Genomic DNA, 16,276 nt, shown 5'->3' with positions numbered 1-16,276 from the left:
GCGGAACTCTCGATGTACGCGGGCGCCTCAGGCGAGGAACGTCTTGAGCTCCTGGACGAGCTTGCGGATGTGGCCGGAGACGACCGGTGTACCGAGGTCCTTGAAGCGTTCCCGGAACCAGGGGTTGACGCTGGCGCGGCCGGAACTGGTGACCGAGCCGACGGGGATGAACTTCGCGCCGGAGCGATGGATGGCGACCATGCTCGCGAACAGCGGCTCGGCGCGCCATTCGTAGAAGTCGGAGATCCACACCACGACGGTGTTGCGGGGCTCGGCGATCTTCGGCTGGGCCAGCGTCATCGCGACCGTGCCGTCGGTGCCGCCGCCGAGGTTGGTCCGCAGCAGGGTCTCGAAGGGGTCGTGCACCCAGGGGGTGAGGTCGAGTGCCTGGGTGTCGTACGCGATGAGGTGGACGTCCACCTTGGGCAGTCCGGCGAAGATCGACGCGAGGATGGTGCAGTTCACCATCGAGTCGACCATCGAGCCCGACTGGTCCACGACCACGATCAGCCGCTGGGGCGTCGTCCTGCGGGCGGTGTGCCGGTAGTAGAGGCGGTCGACGTACAGCCGCTCCTCCTCCGGGCTCCAGTTGGTGAGGTTCTTCCAGATCGTGCGGTCGAGGTCGAGGTTGCGGAACACCCGCTTGGGCGGCACCGAGCGGTCCAGGGCGCCGACCGACGCCTTCTCCACCTGGGTCCGCAGGACCTCGGCGACCTCCTCGACGAAGCGCCGGATCAGGTCCTTGGCGTTGGCGAGGGCCACCCCGGACAGGTTGTCCTTGTCCCGCAGCAGCTGTTCCACCAGTGACATGCTCGGGGTCAGCTGGGCGGCCAGCCGGGGATCGGCCAGCACCTCGCGCAGCCGCATCCGGCGGACGAGTTCGGCCTCGATGGCGCCGAGTTCGGGCCCGATCGCCGGTATCAGTCGGCTGAGGTCGGGCGCGCCGAAGCCGACTCCGGTACCGGTCGGGGCGACACCGCCCGGCACTGCGGTGCCTCGCCCGGTCCGGCCGCCGCGCAGCTCGCCGGGACGGCAGCCGAGGGCGCGCTCCAGCCAGCCCGCGTCGGACTGCCAGCGCGAGAGCTGTCCCGCGGTGACCGTGCCGGAGGGGGTGGCGAACACGTTGAGCAGCACCTTCGACACCAGTGCGGCCCGGCGGACCTCGGCGTCCCGGTCCCGTCCGTCACCCTCGACGTCGGCTTCGGCTTCGACGTCGCTCTCCGCACCGGTCTCACCGTCGGTCCCTGACCCGGTCCCGCTCTCGGATCCGGCCTCGGATTCGGTGGTGCTTCCCGGGTCGCCCTGGCTGCGGGTCCCGGCCTGAGGGACCATCAGCCCGTCCAGTTCGGCGGCCAGTTCCGGGTGGCGCTGCACGATCGAGTCGACGGAGGTCTGCGGGTCCAGCAGCGCGGGTGGCAGGCCGATGTCCTCGACGACGGCGAGGCTCGACGACTCCAGGGCCGGCTGCTCCTCGTGGTCGAACAGCCGGGCGAGCAGCCGCCAGTACAGCACCTGGCGACGGTTGTCGTAGGGGTCCGCTTCCGGGTGGTGTCCGTTCGTCGGCTCGGTCATTTGCGCAGCAGCCTTCCGGCGCGCTCGCGCAGCACCACCACGGCGTCGGCGGCGGCCTTCTCCGCCCTGGCGCCCGTCTTGTCGGCCGTGCCGCCGACCCAGCCGCCGGCATGGATCGCGACGGCCTTCTTGCGCACGGTCGTCTCGACGGCGAGCGGCTGGACCCCGAACGTCCCGGCGTCCCAGCGCAGCAGCCCGATGCACGCGCCGGAGGCCTCGACGGCCTCGGGCGTGAGCGGTCCGGCGACCGGGATGCGGTCGGTGTCGACGACGAGCGGCTGCCCGGCGACGGTGAACGTCAGCACGTCGCCGCCCGGTCGGTCGCCGTCGCTGTCCGCAGGAACCTCCCCCGGCGCGTCCGTGGGCGCCTCCTGCGGCCCGGTCCTGCGGACGGTGTACCCCTCCAGGAACACGGGGACGGCGATACGGGCCGGATGCCGGTCCAGCGGCACGGTCGCCGAGGCCGTCGCGGTCGGCAGTGCGACACGGGCGGTGGCGAAGGCGTCGGCGGGCTCGCCGGGCCGGGCGTGCTCGTCGCTCCAGATCAGGTCGCCCTCGGCGGTGAGCGGCATGTCGGTGATGTCCATCGAGCGGCCCTCGCCGAGGGCGGCCAGCAACGACATGTGCGGTCGCAGCAGTTGCCACACACCGGCGCCGACGACCGTGTCCGGCTTGGGGACCGCCACCCCGGCCCGCACCAGGCGCGGCGGTGTCCCGTCGGCGGGTTCGAGCACCGCGTGCACCTGGGCCTGCGCGGCGGTGGCGTGTTCGTGCACGTCGACGCCGAGGGGCAGCAGGCGTCCGGTGACCGCGGCGACGGCGGGCGTGCCGGTGGCGCCGGGCAGGGTCAGGAGCATCGCCCGTGACCACAGGTCGGCCCAGCGGCGTACCGGGACGTGTTCCAGGGCCGCTCCGGGGCAGGACGCCGCGAGTTCGGCGGCGAAGCCGTCGAGGAGCGTCGCCAGTCGGCGCAGGGACGGGTCGGGCAGCATCGCGGAGACGATCTGGGCCGATCCGGCGACCACGTCGTGGTCGATGCCCCGCCATCCGGCGCGCGCCAGGTCGGCCAGCCAGGAGCGGGCGGCGGCGAGCAGGTTCGCGGCCTGCGGTCCGGCGGACGCCGGGGCCGTGTCCCCGTCGTGCGGCCGGCCGGTCAGCTCCTCGACGCGGGCCAGGAGGGCGTCGTGCACGGAACCCAGCAGTGCGGCGCGGCCCGCCGCGAGGACGACGAGGTGGTCCTCGGCCGCCGCTCCGGCCGCCGCCTTCTCGGCGGCTTCGGCGCCCCTGGCGGCCAGCGGGGAACCGGCGACGGCCTGCGCGAACTCCGCGAGGGCCGCGGCCTGGTCGGGCCTGGGGCGCAGCAGACCGCCGACGAGAACCTGGTCGAACGCGTCGACGGCGGCCAGTGCCTCGTCGAGCCCGGTGATCGCCTCGGTGAGCGGGCCGGTGCCCTCGGCCGGGCCGGGGCGGGAGGGGTGCGCGGGCACTCCCGGCACGGTCCGCCTGGTCGGCGGGAACCACTGCATCTCGGGCAACGGGCCGTTGGTGGGGGCGAGTTCGAGGTAGGCCAGGTGGCGCAGGAACCGGCTGAAGACCGGCGCGGCGGCCGTGGCGTCCGCCTGCGCGGGGCGGGTGCCGATCATGTCGGCGGTGATGCTCTGCGCGCTGGGCTGTGCATCGGTCGCGGTGGACTCGACCCGAAGATAGCGGGCGACGCGCTCGGCGCCGTACTGGAGCACCGCCTCGTTGACCAGGGCCCGTATGTGGTTGCAGAACGAGCCGCGCGCACCGCCGCAGGGCCGGTTGTTGTTGGTGCTGCAGGCGAACGCGTACGTCCGGGCGGCGATCGACGAGACGTAGACCCGCTCGATGTCCGAGCCGCTGGACACCACTCCCTGGAGGCGTCCGTCGGCCAGTTCGACGAACGGGACCTTGGCGAGCTTGCGTGGCATGGCGGGTGGGATCACCCGTGCCGTGCTCGACCTCTCCCAATCTGACAACGCGCCATCTCCTTTGCGCCCAGGGGACTGTCACCCCGGATCGGCGGGACACGGCAGAACATACGGGCCACCACTGACAATGGCCCTCGGCACCGCTCCGGGAGCCGCGTCGGCACCGCTCCGGGAGCCGCGTCGGCACCGCTCCGGGACCGCTCCCGCAGGGCCCGCGGACCCGCTGGCCGCGCCGTCGTCAGTCGTCCGGGTAGAGGGCCTGAGCGATGCGGTGATGGAGGTCGTGCTGACCCTCTCCGGGCGGGGTGGGGGTGGCCTCGACGACGGCGCGGGCGACGGTCCGGAGTTTCACGTTCGTCTGCTGGCTGTGGCGGCGCAGCACCCGGAAGGCCACGTCCTCGTGCACGCCGTACAGCGCCATGAGGACACCGCGGGCCACGTCCACGTCCTCCTGCGAGGCGCGGGCGCGCGCGATGTCCACGTCCGCCGATTCCTGGGCGTGCCGCTGGACCGGCTCGGTGACGTCGACGACGAATCCCCGCAGCACGACCACGGAGTCGTCGTCGACCCGGCCGTCGCCCACGAGCACGGCGTGCCGCTCCTGCCCGTCACGGGTCAGGAGCCGGTAGTAGGTGCTGAACGGCGTCCCGGTGCCCAGTCCGCGGTCCCACACGCGGCCGATGCCCTCCTGGTCGTCGGGGTGCACGTGCCGCTCCAGCAGGGCGCCGCTCGCCGGGATCTCGTCGGCGTCGTAGCCCAGCAGGCGGTACATGTCGTCGGACCACCACCAGGCCTCCTCGGGCACCCGGAAGAGGAAGACGCCGGTGAGTGCCTCGGTGTCGTCCGCCGGACCGACCGGTTCCTCCGTCACCGCGCAATACCTCCCGTGGCGGGTCCCTCCGGGCCGTCTCGCCCTGCCCGGGAGTCTCTCCCTACGGGAAGTCTGGCACCACCACTGCCGCCACGCCGCCGGAACACGGCACGGAGCCGGGCCGGGGAGGGGGCCGAGGCCCGGGGCACCGGCCGGGCCGCGGCGACGGCGGTCCGTACGGGCGTCACTCCATCAGCCCCGCGGCCAGGGTCGCGCCGAGTTCCCAGCACGCCCGCACATCGGCCTTGGCCGGCTCGCCGGTCACGGTCACCGGCTCGGCTGCGCGGCGCCAGCCGAGACCCGTCGTGATCGTCTCGATGCCGCGCACCGCTCCCGTGACGTCGTTGCCGCCGTGCACGTAGAAGCCGAACGGCCGGCCCCGGGTGGCGTCCAGGCAGGGGTAGTAGACCTGGTCGAAGAAGTGCTTCAGCGCGCCGGACATGTACCCGAGGTTCGCCGGGGTGCCGAGCAGGATCCCGTCGGCGGCGAGCACGTCGGAGGCCGTGGCGGACAGCGCGGCCCGCCGTACGACGTCGACGTTCTCGATCTCCGGGTCGCTGGCGCCGGAGACGACGGCCTCGAACATGGCCTGGCAGTGGGGCGAGGGCGTGTGATGCACGATCAGCAGGGTGGGCACACTCCCGAACCCTGCCGTCCGGGCGGCCCGGACCGCAAGCCGGACCGCCCGGGGTGCGGACGCCCCGAGTGCTACCCGGCGCCGGCGGTGACCGCCGGGATGCGTTCCAGGACGCCGCCCGCGAACACGTCGTACAGCGGCAGGGTCTCCAGGTGGACGTAGCCGATGTGGCAGTCGCAGGCGGTGAGGGGGCAGGGGCGCGGGCGCAGGGCCTCGCGGTAGGAGCCGTCGTAGAGGTTGCCCAGTTCGGCGCGGACGAAGTGGCAGCGGCGGACGGTGCCGTCGCCGTCGACGGAGATCACGGACTCCCCGGTGCGGCACGGCAGGCCCGCGCTGGCGTGCGGACGGCGACTGTAGGGGAAGAGCGGGTCCAGCTCGGTCCAGAGGTCGGCCTGGGCGTCGTCGTAGGTGTGGCCCTCCGCGGCGTTGACCCACAGGTACACGTGCGGGGGCAGTTCGGCGCGCAGCCGCCGGGCGGCCTCCAGATGCTCGGGCAGCCCGACGATGCCGACGCTGAAGCGCACGCCGAGCCGGACCAGTTCACGGCACTTGGCGAGAAAGCGCTCGTACGGGGTCTGGCCGGGGTGATACGTGCACCACAGGGCGAGGGTGTCGGGGTCGGCGTCCGCCAGCCAGTCGGTGCGGCAGCTGAGGTTGGTCTGGATGGCCACGCGGCTGATGTGCGGCTGGTGGGAGAGCTCGGTCAGGGTGCGCCGGTACCAGGACCGGACCAGGCCCTCGCCCCACGGGGTGAACAGCAGCGAGAGGCGGTCGGTGGTGCGGTCCGCGGACCAGGCGGCGAACCGTTCCAGGGCGGCACGGTCCGCGCGCAGCTGCTCCCGGCTGTCGCGGCGCTTGGCGAAGGGGCAGTACGGGCAGTCGTAGTCGCAGGAGGCCAGCGGGCCGCGGTAGAGCAGGGTCAGGTCCATCGGGTGCGCCCTCACTTCCTCTCGTAGGCGGCCATGGCGGCCCGTACGGCCGGGGAGAACAGTTCGGGTCCGATCGCGTCGGAGTGGGCCAGGCCCTCGGGGGTCAGGCGCAGCGTCGCGGACGCGTTCGGGTCGACGGGTTCCAGCCAGCCCAGGGACGCGAAGCGCTCCAGCTCGGGGCCGAAGTCGTCGGCGGGGGTGTGCCCGTCGAACCGGTCGGCGTAGTCGGCGAGCCGCAGTCCCTCCGCCTGGAGCAGGGACTGGAGCAGATGACGCCTGCGGGCCTCGTCGGAGTCCATCGGGCGGCCGTACTCGGCGTGGGCGAAGTCGGCGGCGGGCCGCGAGACGTAGTCGTCGATGATGGAGCGGATCTCGTGCATGCCGACGGCGTAGTCGAAGGAGTAGTGCAGGTCCGCGGTGTAGGAACGGGCGCCGCAGCCCAGCCCGATCATGCCGTCGGTCTGGCAGGCGTAGTCGTCCGTACCCTGGGGCGGGGCGTCCGCGCGCCGGAACATGCGCATCGACTGCTGCTCGTACCCGTGTGCGAGAAGGTGGTCGCGGCCCACCCGGTACAGCCGCAGGCGCTGTGCGTCCCAGGCCGGGTCGGCGTCGCCCGCGCGACGGCCCAGGCCGGTCAGCGGGCGGATGTAGAGCGGGTAGAGGTACAGCTCCTCCGGCCGCCAGGCCAGGGCCGCGTCCAGGGAACGCAGCCAGGACGCGTCCGTCTGGCCGTCGATGCCGTAGATCAGGTCGATGTTGAGCACGGGTATCCGGGCGTCGCGGACACGGCCGAGGGCCGCCTCGACGTCGGCCCGGCGCTGCGGGCGTACGGCCGCCCGGGCCTCGGTGTCGTCGAAGCTCTGCACGCCGAGGCTGAGGCGGGTGGTGCCGCGGGCGGCCAGTACCTCCAGCCGGTCGGCGCTCGCCGTGGCGGGCGAGGCCTCCACCGAGAGCGGTACGGCCCGCAGGTCGGCGCCCATGCGGTGTTCGGCGATGTCGCACAGCCGCTCCAGCTCGGCGGCGGTGAGGAAGGTGGGGGTGCCGCCGCCGAAGGCCGCGGTGGCGAACCGGACGGGCTCCGAGTCGCCGAGCGCGTCCCGCACGGCGGTCGCCTGCCGCTCCAGGGCGTCCAGGTAGGCGCCGGTCAGGCCGTCCGGGGCGCCGATGCGCGTGAACAGGTTGCAGAAGCCGCAGCGGACCTCGCAGAACGGTATGTGGAGGTAGAGCGAGAGGGTGTCCTTCGGCTCCGCCGCCCAGAGCGTGCGCAGCCGGGGGCGGTCGGCCAGTTTCCGGTAGGCCGTCTTGTGCGGGTAGGCGTAGACGTAGCTCTGGTACGGGCTGACGTGCCGCGCGGCTTCGGGGCGCGGGCGGGGGCCGGTCACGGCGGTCATCGGGTGGCCTCCGTCAGGGCGGACGGCGTCGGGGCGGACGTCGGGTCGAGCAGGAAGTGGGCGTAGGGCACGGTCCAGACGGACGGGTGGCCGATGCGGTGACCGGTGTAGCCGTCCTCGCCGTACGCGGTGCCGTGGTCCGAGCAGACGATCGCGAAGCAGGGGCGTCTGCTGCTCGCGGCGGCGAACAGGCGGCCGATGTGCCGGTCCACGTACTCCAGGGCGGCGGCGTGCGTCTCGCGGGAGTCGCCCGCCTCCTTGGTGGCGCCGGGCAGGTGGAACCAGTTGGGCTGGTGCAGTGCGGCCACGTTGACGAACAGGAACAGGCGCTGCTCGTGGGGCAGTTCGCGGATCAGCCGCTCGGCGCAGGCCACCTGGCTCTCGAAGGAGGTGGGTGACGCGACGCCGAACTCCGGCTCCCAGTGCGACTCCTGGAAGAGCCCGGGCAGGACCGAGCCCAGCGGGCCCTGCTTGTTGAAGAAGCCGACTCCGCCGACGCACGCCGTGTGGTAGCCGGCCTCGGCCAGGCCGGAGACGAAGTCCGGGGTGTCGTAGACGAAGGTGCGCTCGGCGGTGGTCTCGCTGCCCGCGAAGCTCGCCGCGAACAGCCGGGGGTGCGGGCCGGGTTCGGCGGGCGTCGGCAGGAAGCCGGCGAACATCGCCTGGTGGGAGGCGTACGTGAAACTCCCCGGGGCGTGCCGGCGCTGCCAGCGGCCGTCGGGGAGATGACGGGCCAGGTTGGGGATGCGGCCGGCCGCGGCCAGTTCGGCGGCGACGTCGTGGCGCAGGGTGTCCAGCGTGACGAGCAGGATGTCGTGGCTGCCGACGATCTCGTTCATGTCGGGGTCGCTCGCGGCCGTGCGGTGCGGCGGGGGCGTCGGTTCAGGCGCTGACATCGGTGGTTCCTGTTCTGTACGGGTCTTGCGGGTCTTGCGGGTCTTGCGGGTGCTGCCGGTCCTGCGGGTCTTGCGGGTCGAGCCGGTCGTACGGTGCGGCCTGCCTCGCGAGCCGGGCCGCCGCTGTGACTGTGGCAGTGGCAGTGGCAGTGGTGGCCGAGGCCGTGGGAGGCGGGTGGCGCAGGATCGCCGCCACCTGGGCCGCGTAGGTGTCGCGGCCCTCCGCTCCACTGCCCGGCAGGCCGGTCAGCCGGGGCAGCAGGTCGCCGAAGGCGTTGACCTCGCCGACCGCGAACCGCCGCCAGCCGACCGCCGGCAGGAGGTCGACGCCCACGCACAGGGTGTTCGGGAAGCAGGCCGCGGCCCGTTCGCACACGTCGAGGACCTCCGGCCAGCGGGCTCCGGCCGCCTCGACGGCCGCACGGGCCTCGTCGAGGTCGCCGCGGCTGCCGCCGAGGTGCAGATTGGTCAGCGGCGAGGCGCTGGTGCGGACCACGGCGTGGGTGGCCCGGCCGGCCACCACGACGACCCGCAGATCGGCGGCCCGGCCCCGCTGGGAGGCCTTGGGAAACCAGCGTTCGAGGTGCAGGCCGTCGGGGGCCAGGGCGTCCACAATCGCGGCGATGTCCCGCTCCCGTTCGTAGCGGCGGATCTTCAGGGAGTTGAACAGCCGCCCGTCCGGGGTGAGTTCGACGGAGGTGGTGGCCCTGATCCGTCCGGCGCCGGACGTCTCGACGGCGAGCACCCCGGACGCCGACGAGCCGTGCGCGGGCTTGACGAAGAGCCTCGGCATCCGGTGTGCGCGCATCAGCGCCCGTACGTCGTCCCAGCCGCGCACCGCCACCGGTGCCGCCTCCCGCGCCCCCTCCGCCGCGTCCGCCGCCGAGGTGGGGGAAGCGGGAACCGGGACTCCCGCCGCGGTCAGCACGGCGTGGCAGCGCCGCTTGTCGAACAGGACCGCCAGTTCGTCCGGGTCGTCGAGGCGGCGGCCGCCGCGCAGCGTGCGCACCGCGCTCATGAAGCCCGCGTACCAGCGTGCCGAGCCCTCGACCCGGGTCGGGTCCCCGGTACCCCGGAGCAGGCGGTCGACGGCCGGGTTCTCGCCGGGCGAGTCGATGCGGACCACCTCGTCGGCGGCGAAGTCGGCCCCGCCCGAACGCAGCACCTCCTCCCAGGAGACGACACGCGGCTCGGGCAGCCCGAACCCGGCGACCGCCGCGCCGAACAGCGCGACCCGGCGGTTCTCGGGGTTGCCGACGACCGCGAGGCGCGGACCGGCGCGGTGCGCCGGTCCCGCCTCATTCGCCGACGGCGACATAGCGTCCCTCCACCCCACGGCTTCGGCGAGTGGCCGGGGCGAGGTCGAGGTCCGTGCCGTGCGGCTCCAGCGACTCGCGCAGCCGCCGGACCAGTTCCTCGCTCATGAAGTGGTGGCGCAGGCTGAGCGAGCGCAGGTGGGTCAGCGGCTGTCCGGACAGCAGGGCGGCACCGCCCTCGTCGCCGAGCGCGCCCATGCTGAGGTCGAGGGAGCTAAGTCCCGCGACGACCGGCGCGGCCGACACCGCCGCCGCTATCCCGTCCTGGATGTCGCTGTTCTGCAGGCCCAGGTGACGCAGGTCCGGGCAGCGTCCCAGGGCGGCCAGGAGCGCTTCGACGTCCGCCACCTCGCAGTCGCCGCCGTACCAGGTCGTCCCGAGCCAGAGTTCGAGATGGCGCAGGGCCGGGAACTCGCAGCCGCCCAGGGCGCGTACGGGATCCGGGGCGAGACCGCCGGACTCGATCCGCAGGGTGCGCAGCGCGTCGTGCCGCAGCGGCTCGACCACCAGGTCGTCGGCGCCGCGTATGCCCAGCTCCTCCAGTTCGGGCCAGGCGCGCAGCACGCGGGTGACGGTGCCCTGCTTGATCCAGGAGATCTCCGACTCCTCGGACTCCACGTCCGCGAGGAACAGCGCCCGCAGCCGCGGGAACCGGTGGGCCTCGGCCGCGAGCAGCTCGAGGACCGGGTCGATGCCGTCCTCGTCCCACTCCGTCCACCAGGGTCCGACGACGACGGCGATGACGTCCTCGGTGCGGACCTCGTCCAGGAAGCCGCGCCAGACCCGCTCGAACGGCGTGTCCCAGTCGGCGGCCAGTCTCCAGGCGGCCGAATCGGCCGCCGGCCGGGGAGCGGGGCGGGCGTCACCGGCCGGGGCGAAGGTGTGCACGGGCAGGCCGCGGAAGGACGTCAGATGTGAGGGGTAGTGGCCCATGCGCATCCTGGTCACTCACCGACGGCGACGTAGCGGTGCACCGTACCGTCCTCGTCGCGGTCCTCGTCGGGGTTGTCGCTGTCCAGGTCCAGCTCGACGCCCGCGGGTTCGAGCGTCTCCCGTATCCGCTGCTGGACGGGCTCGCTCAGGTAGTGGTGGTGCAGGTCGAGCCGCTTCAGGTGGGTGAGCGGCTGCCCGCCGAGCAGCGCGGCCGCGCCGTCGTCGCCCAAGGTGCCCATGGACAGGTCCAGCACCTCCAGGCGGGCCACCACCGGGGCGGACGCCACGGCCGCGGCGACCTCGTCCTGGATCTCGCTGTTGCGCAGCGCCAGGTGCCGCAGGCGCGGCAGCCGGGCGCCGGACAGGAGCGGCTCCAGGTCGGCGGGCTCGGTGTCGGCCCCGTACCAGGAGGTGCCCAGCCAGAGGTCGAGGTGCTCCAGCGCGGGCAGTTCGCTGCCGCCGATGCCGCGCACCACGCGGACGGGCAGTCCGCCGGTCTGGACCGTCAGTCTGCGCAGCGCGGTGTGGCTGAACGCCTCCAGCCGCAGGCCCGTCCCGCCGCGCACGCCGAACTCCTCCAGCTCGGGGAAACCGGTCAACAGGCCGGTGACATCGGTCTGGTTGATCCAGGAGATCTCGCACTCCTCGTAGACGATGTCGCCGAGGAACAGGCCCCGCAGGGCGGGCAGCCGGTCACGGGCGGCCAGCAGCGCCTCCACGACCTCGGTGGAGGCGCTGTCGTACGCCTCCGTCCAGGCACCGACGATCAGCGCGCGCACCCGGGTCGTGTCCACCGCGGAGCAGAAGCGCTCGAAGGCCGCCGTCCACTCCTCCTCGGCGTCGTAGACGCTGCCGCTGACCCGCCAGGCGACGGAGTCGGGTTCGGGCAGCGCCGTCGTCGCGTCGGCCTCGGGGAAGTCGAAGGCGGGCAGACCGTGAAACTCCTGCAAGTGCTGGCCGATGGTCATGCGGGCTGCTCCTGACGTGCAACGGATGCGGTGAACGGTGCGCAGCAGTTCTACCAACAGGCACTGACAGCACGCCTCGGCAGGGTCGGCCGCGGCCCGTTGTCAGTGGCGGTCCGTACGGTCTGTGCATGGAGTCCGGTGCGCCGAGCACCGGGCGGAGGGGAGAGCCGTGTACCGGCAGGGAGACGTGCTGATCGTGCCCGTCGCGGAGGAGGCCGTGCCGGCCCATGTGCCGCAGGCGCCGAAGGAGGCGCGGGACACGCGGGGCCGGCTCGTACTGGCCCTGGGCGAGGTGACCGGCCATGCGCACGCGGTGGTGGGTCCGGGCGAACTGGTGCGTGAGCCGGGGCCGTTCGGTCCGCTGCTGCTGCATCTGCCGGAGGGCGGCCGGGTCGTGCACGAGGAGCATGCGGCGATCACGCTGCCCAAGGGGTGGTTCCGGGTGATCCGGCAGCGGGAGTACGTGCCGGGTTCCGTGCGGCTCGTGGCCGACTGAGCGGCGCGGTGGGCCGGGTGAGCGGGACGAGCGGGGAGCGGGAGCGGATGACGGACGTACGCATGGTGGGAGAGACGGCAGTGGCGGCAGACCTGGTGGCGGGGGACGTGGTGGCGGGGGACGTGGACGGGACGGACGGGGTGCCGGTGGACGCCCTCCGGGGCTGGCGTGCGTGCGCCGCCGCGGCCGAGCCCGCGGACCGCGCCGAAGCGGAGGCGGGCATCCTGCTGGCGTACCGGCAGGCCGGACTGGCCGCGCCGGAGCGGGTGGTGTGGGCGGGTTCCCCGCGCGAGGGCGTGACCCTGGTGCGGGCCCTGTCCGACGCGGACCGGGGGGCGAGCGTGCGGGAGGCGGTGCGCAACGCGCCCTGGGCGGCCGCACGCCGTACCGCGCACGAGCGGTTGGGGGCCGCGGGGTGGTCGGCCCACTGGTCGGCGACCGGAGGCCGGCTCTGGGACACCACGCAGGCGCTCGTCGAGCGGATCCGCCGGGGTGTGCTCGACGACCTCGCCGGCGACGACCGGCAGGCGCAGACGGAGATCACGCTGATCCTGCTGGACGCGCTGCTCGGCCAGCACGACGCGCCGTGGCTCGCCGCCCTGAGCGTGGACGGATCTGCGCTGGACGGGCCGGCCCGGGTGTGCCGCAGCGCCGGCTGGTGGTGGCCGTTCGAGAAGGTCGCGGTGGTGTGCGAGCGGCCCGTCGCCCTGCACCGGGACGAGGCCGGCCGGCTCGACCGGGGCGACGGCCCGGCGCTCGCCTTCCCGGACGGTTTCGCGCTGCACGCGTGGCGTGGCATGCCGGTGCCTGCCGCGTTCCTCGAGGAGCTGCGCACCCTGACGCCGGAGCGGATCCGCGCCGAGGAGAACGCCGAGCTGCGCCGGGTCATGCTCGAGTACTACGGCTACGACCGCTATCTGAGCGACTCCGGGGCCCGTCCGGTGCACAAGGACGAGACGGGCACACTCTGGCGGGTCGAACTCGACGGCGACGAGCCGGTCGTGATGGTGGAGGTCGTCAACTCCACACCGGAGCCGGACGGCACGCACCGCACGTACTGGTTGCGGGTGCCGCCGACGACCCGGGAGGCCAGGGAGGGCGTGGCGTGGACGTTCGGTCTGGGGGCCGAGGCGTACGCGCCGCTGCGGGAGACCTGATCCGGTCGCACCTCTGTTCCCCGCGGCGCGTGTCGGGCGATGATCCATGCCGTCTCCCGGCACACACCGGGAATCTGGAGCGAGGAGACGGCACGTGAGCACAGAGGCGGCAGCGGGCGTTCTGGTCACCGGCGGAACCGGGTTCGTGGGCAGCCATCTCGTGCGACGGCTCCTCGAACGCGGCTACCGGGTGCGCACCACGGTCCGCAGCACCGAGGACGCCGCCAAGGTGGGGCCGCTCGCAAAGATGCGGGAGGCCTTCCCCGGGCGGCTGGAACTCTTCGAGGCGGATCTGCTCGTGGAGAACTCGTTCGACGAGGCGATGCGCGGCTGCCGGGTGGTCTTCCATGTGGCGTCGCCGTTCCTCATGCCGGAGAAGATCAGGGACGGCCGGCGGGACATGGTCGACCCGGCCCTGCTGGGGACCCGCAATGTGCTCGGGAGCATCGAGCGGACCGCGGAGGTCGAGCGGCTCGTGTTCACCTCCACCGTCGGCGCGATCTTCGGTGACTACGCCGATGTACGGGACATGGACGACGAGGTGCTGACGGAGAAGTACTTCAACACCACGAGCACCGTGGACAACAACCCGTACCACTACGCCAAGACCCTCGCCGAGCGGGCGGCATGGGACGCGGAGGCGGCGCAGGACCGCTGGCGCATGGTGTCGGTCAACCCCGGTCTGGTGCTCGGCCCCTCGCTCACCCCGGCGTCGCGCTCCGGCAGCCTGTTCCTGCTCGACGAGCTGTTCAAGGGCTATTTCTGGTACGGCGCACCGGACTTCAGCTTCACCACCGCCGATGTGCGCGACGTGGCCGACGCCCACATCGCCGCGGCGGAGAACCCCGCCGCCGAGGGCCGGTACATCGTCGCCGCGGAGACGATGACGTCGTTCCACGAGATGTCCCGCATCATCCGCACCCGTCATCCGCGCAGTCTGCGGCTGCCGCGTACGGCCCTGCCGCACTGGCCGGTGCGGATCCTGGGCCCGGCGTTCGGGCTGACGCAGGACTACATCCGCAAACACCTCGGCATCCGGTTCCGGGTCGACAACAGCCGCAGCGTGCACGAACTGGGCATCGTCTACCGGCCGATCGAGGAGACAATGCTGGAGCACTACGAGGCATGGCTGCGGCAGCGGCACGCCTGAGGCGGGCGTCCACGGTGGGGATCGTGGCTGCCAACAGGGGTGCGCTGTACGGGCGTCGGTGCCGGACGCGATCATGATCCTCATGTCTCACACCTCGTCCCACACCTCGTCCCACACCTCTCGGCGTAGACTCCTCGCCGTCCTCGCGGCCTCCGCCGCCTCCGTACCGCTCGCCGGAGCAGCCACGGCCCCGGCACAGGCCGCGGGCAACGGCACCCTCGCGGACGTCGAGCCGCTCCCGGGTCCGGCCGGACTGTCCGCGGCCCGTTCCTCGGTGATCCTGGCCCCGCTGGACGCCTCCTACTTCACCGCGGCGACGCTCGCCGCCCCGCTCACCACCACGGTGCTGCCGGGTACTCCGGCCCGCACCGAGGTGACCTCCGGCGGCAGGCGGGTCGCGCTGCTCACCCAGGGCGCGCGGACGGTCGTCCTGCCCGGTCCGCAGCGCACGTTCGCGGAGAACAAGCGGCCCTTCGCGGACGACTTCCAGCGCACCCTGCCCGATCTCTCGCTGGACCCGAAGGACCGGAAGTACTGGGGCACCTCTCCCGGCGGCGGCAGCTGGTACACGCTGGGGCCGGTGGACACCGACTACGCGGTCGTGCCGGGCAGCGGCCTGATCAGCCTCACCACCGACGGCGCGAGCCGCCACGCCAGCCTGCACGACGAGGAGATCACCGACGTCGACGCCCGCTGCACGGTCCGGTTCGACAAGGTGCCCACCGGCCAGGCCTGTTCCGTCGGCCTGACGTTCGGCTACCAGACCACCCACAGCAACTACCGGGCCCGGCTGTCCTTCCTGACCTCGGGGGCGGTCGAGCTGCGCCTCGAGAAGGAGCTCGACGACACGGTGACCCAGCTGGTCCCCGCCGTCACCCTCGCCACGGGCGTGCCCGCGGGGACCGACTGGACGATCCGGGTGCGGCGGGAGGGCACCCGGATCCGGGCCAGGGCCTGGCGTTCGGCCTCGGCCGAGCCGACCGCGTGGTCCGCCGACATCGCCGACCCCACCTTCGGCAAGGGCCGGGTGGGCCTGCGCGCCCTGGCCAACACCGGCTGCACGAACCTGCCGGTCACCCTGTCCGTCAGCCGCTACGAGGTGGACGCCGCGAACTGGGAGACGCCGCCGACCGTCACCCACGGGGACTGGGTGCGGGTGCTGCCGGAGCCGTTCGACGGAACCTGGACGGCGCAGCTGGAGCAGACGATCCGCGGCTGGGCCGGTTCCTGCGCTCCCGACGTCCTGGCCCACGCCGCGATGTTCCTCGGCGGTGCTCCGGCGGTCACGGCCGGGGCCGGTCCCGCTCAGGACAAACAGGTCCTGGGCGAGGCCGGGTACGGCTACCTGGACCCGCAGGGCTACCGCTTCGAAGGCGCCGACTTCCACGAGTACATGAACACGGGCTGGACCTTCCCGGACGGCACCTACGTCAAGGCGTCCAGCAAGCAGGTGGGCAACCTCGACTGCTCGGGCTACACCCGGATGGTGTACGGCTACCACCTGGGCGTGCCGCTGGCCGCCGGCGCGGACACCTCGGGCGAACGGATCCCGCGCAAGTCGCGGGACATCGCCGACCACGCGCCCGGGGTGGTCGTCGACCGCACCGACGGCACCACTGCGCCCGCCGCGGCGCAACTCCAGCCCGGTGACCTGGTGCTGTTCAACGCCGACTCGGGCGACGACGTCCCGAGCGGTCCCGTGACCGTCGACCACGTCGGCATCTACCTCGGCAAGGACGCGGGCGGGCGGCGCCGCTTCCTCTCCAGCCGCAAGACGGTCAACGGGCCCACCATGTCCGACCTGGGCGGGGCGTCGCTGCTCGACGGCACGGGCACGTACGCCACGAAGCTGCACACCGTGCGTCGTATCTGAGCCCGGCGCACGGCCCTTCGACGGTGGTTGACGTGCTCCCCGCCCTAAAGGACGGGGATTCCAGCCTGGGCCGTCTGGCCCTTCTGGTGGCTTCCTGCTTCACCGCGCTGTGCGGGCACGTGTGCCCGTCTTACC

The 16,276-nt window shown here is 73.2% G+C and carries 14 protein-coding genes and 1 pseudogene; 4 read left to right on the top strand and 11 right to left on the bottom strand.

What is annotated here, in order from left to right; genetic code table 11:
• Positions 1 to 27 precede the first annotated feature (27 nt).
• From ACZ7OY_RS42390 to ACZ7OY_RS42340, 11 genes and pseudogenes are all read right to left on the bottom strand, one after another.
• Positions 28 to 1,572, bottom strand: a complete 1,545-nt coding sequence (locus ACZ7OY_RS42390; RefSeq protein WP_472250840.1) for a vWA domain-containing protein — start codon at positions 1,570 to 1,572, stop codon at positions 28 to 30.
• Positions 1,569 to 3,098: a hypothetical protein gene (locus ACZ7OY_RS42385; protein ID WP_472250874.1), complete on the bottom strand. Its 1,530-nt coding sequence runs from the start codon at positions 3,096 to 3,098 to the stop codon at positions 1,569 to 1,571. The genes ACZ7OY_RS42390 and ACZ7OY_RS42385 overlap by 4 nt, the downstream gene beginning before the upstream one ends.
• Positions 3,075 to 3,524, bottom strand: a pseudogene (locus ACZ7OY_RS42380) (hypothetical protein); the annotation flags it as partial. The pseudogene ACZ7OY_RS42380 and the gene ACZ7OY_RS42385, both read right to left, overlap by 24 nt.
• Positions 3,525 to 3,762: 238 nt before the next feature.
• Positions 3,763 to 4,395 (bottom strand): PAS and ANTAR domain-containing protein, encoded by a 633-nt coding sequence (locus tag ACZ7OY_RS42375; protein WP_472250839.1) that lies wholly within the window; start codon positions 4,393 to 4,395, stop codon positions 3,763 to 3,765.
• A gap of 184 nt (positions 4,396 to 4,579) precedes the next feature.
• Positions 4,580 to 5,032 (bottom strand): flavodoxin family protein, encoded by a 453-nt coding sequence (locus ACZ7OY_RS42370; protein WP_472250838.1) that lies wholly within the window; start codon positions 5,030 to 5,032, stop codon positions 4,580 to 4,582.
• Between the two features lie 71 nt (positions 5,033 to 5,103).
• Positions 5,104 to 5,961 carry an STM4011 family radical SAM protein gene (locus tag ACZ7OY_RS42365; protein WP_472250837.1) on the bottom strand — a complete coding sequence of 286 codons (858 nt, stop codon included), beginning with the start codon at positions 5,959 to 5,961 and terminating at the stop codon, positions 5,104 to 5,106.
• 11 nt (positions 5,962 to 5,972) lie between these two features.
• Positions 5,973 to 7,352: an STM4012 family radical SAM protein gene (locus ACZ7OY_RS42360; RefSeq protein WP_472250836.1), complete on the bottom strand. Its 1,380-nt coding sequence runs from the start codon at positions 7,350 to 7,352 to the stop codon at positions 5,973 to 5,975.
• Positions 7,349 to 8,191, bottom strand: coding sequence for an STM4013/SEN3800 family hydrolase (locus ACZ7OY_RS42355; RefSeq protein ID WP_472250873.1), 843 nt, complete (start codon positions 8,189 to 8,191; stop codon positions 7,349 to 7,351). The genes ACZ7OY_RS42360 and ACZ7OY_RS42355 overlap by 4 nt, the downstream gene beginning before the upstream one ends.
• A gap of 43 nt (positions 8,192 to 8,234) precedes the next feature.
• On the bottom strand, positions 8,235 to 9,566 hold the full coding sequence (locus ACZ7OY_RS42350; RefSeq protein ID WP_472250835.1) for an STM4014 family protein: 1,332 nt from the start codon (positions 9,564 to 9,566) through the stop codon (positions 8,235 to 8,237).
• Complete coding sequence (locus tag ACZ7OY_RS42345) at positions 9,547 to 10,503, bottom strand: STM4015 family protein (RefSeq protein WP_472250872.1); 957 nt, start codon at positions 10,501 to 10,503, stop codon at positions 9,547 to 9,549. The genes ACZ7OY_RS42350 and ACZ7OY_RS42345 overlap by 20 nt, the downstream gene beginning before the upstream one ends.
• Before the next feature lie 5 nt (positions 10,504 to 10,508).
• Entirely contained in the window at positions 10,509 to 11,465 is a 957-nt protein-coding gene (locus tag ACZ7OY_RS42340; RefSeq protein ID WP_472250834.1) for an STM4015 family protein, read from the bottom strand.
• A 169-nt stretch (positions 11,466 to 11,634) separates the two neighbouring features.
• On the opposite strand from ACZ7OY_RS42340, the gene ACZ7OY_RS42335 reads away from it, so the two are divergent.
• The 4 genes from ACZ7OY_RS42335 (at position 11,635) to ACZ7OY_RS42320 (ending at position 16,141) form a co-directional block, all read left to right on the top strand.
• A complete protein-coding gene (locus ACZ7OY_RS42335; RefSeq protein ID WP_385524727.1) occupies positions 11,635 to 11,961 on the top strand; it encodes a hypothetical protein in 327 nt (108 codons plus the stop codon).
• A 62-nt stretch (positions 11,962 to 12,023) separates the two neighbouring features.
• Positions 12,024 to 13,118, top strand: coding sequence for a DUF6745 domain-containing protein (locus ACZ7OY_RS42330; RefSeq protein WP_472250871.1), 1,095 nt, complete (start codon positions 12,024 to 12,026; stop codon positions 13,116 to 13,118).
• A 94-nt stretch (positions 13,119 to 13,212) separates the two neighbouring features.
• Positions 13,213 to 14,268, top strand: coding sequence for an NAD-dependent epimerase/dehydratase family protein (locus ACZ7OY_RS42325; RefSeq protein WP_472250833.1), 1,056 nt, complete (start codon positions 13,213 to 13,215; stop codon positions 14,266 to 14,268).
• Between the two features lie 82 nt (positions 14,269 to 14,350).
• Entirely contained in the window at positions 14,351 to 16,141 is a 1,791-nt protein-coding gene (locus ACZ7OY_RS42320) for an NlpC/P60 family protein (protein WP_472250832.1), read from the top strand.
• Positions 16,142 to 16,276 lie beyond the last annotated feature (135 nt).

It is taken from the genome of Streptomyces sp. NPDC107559 (assembly GCF_055657365.1).
Note: the sequence above shows the minus strand (reverse complement) of the source record. Positions and strands in the feature narration are given on the sequence as shown.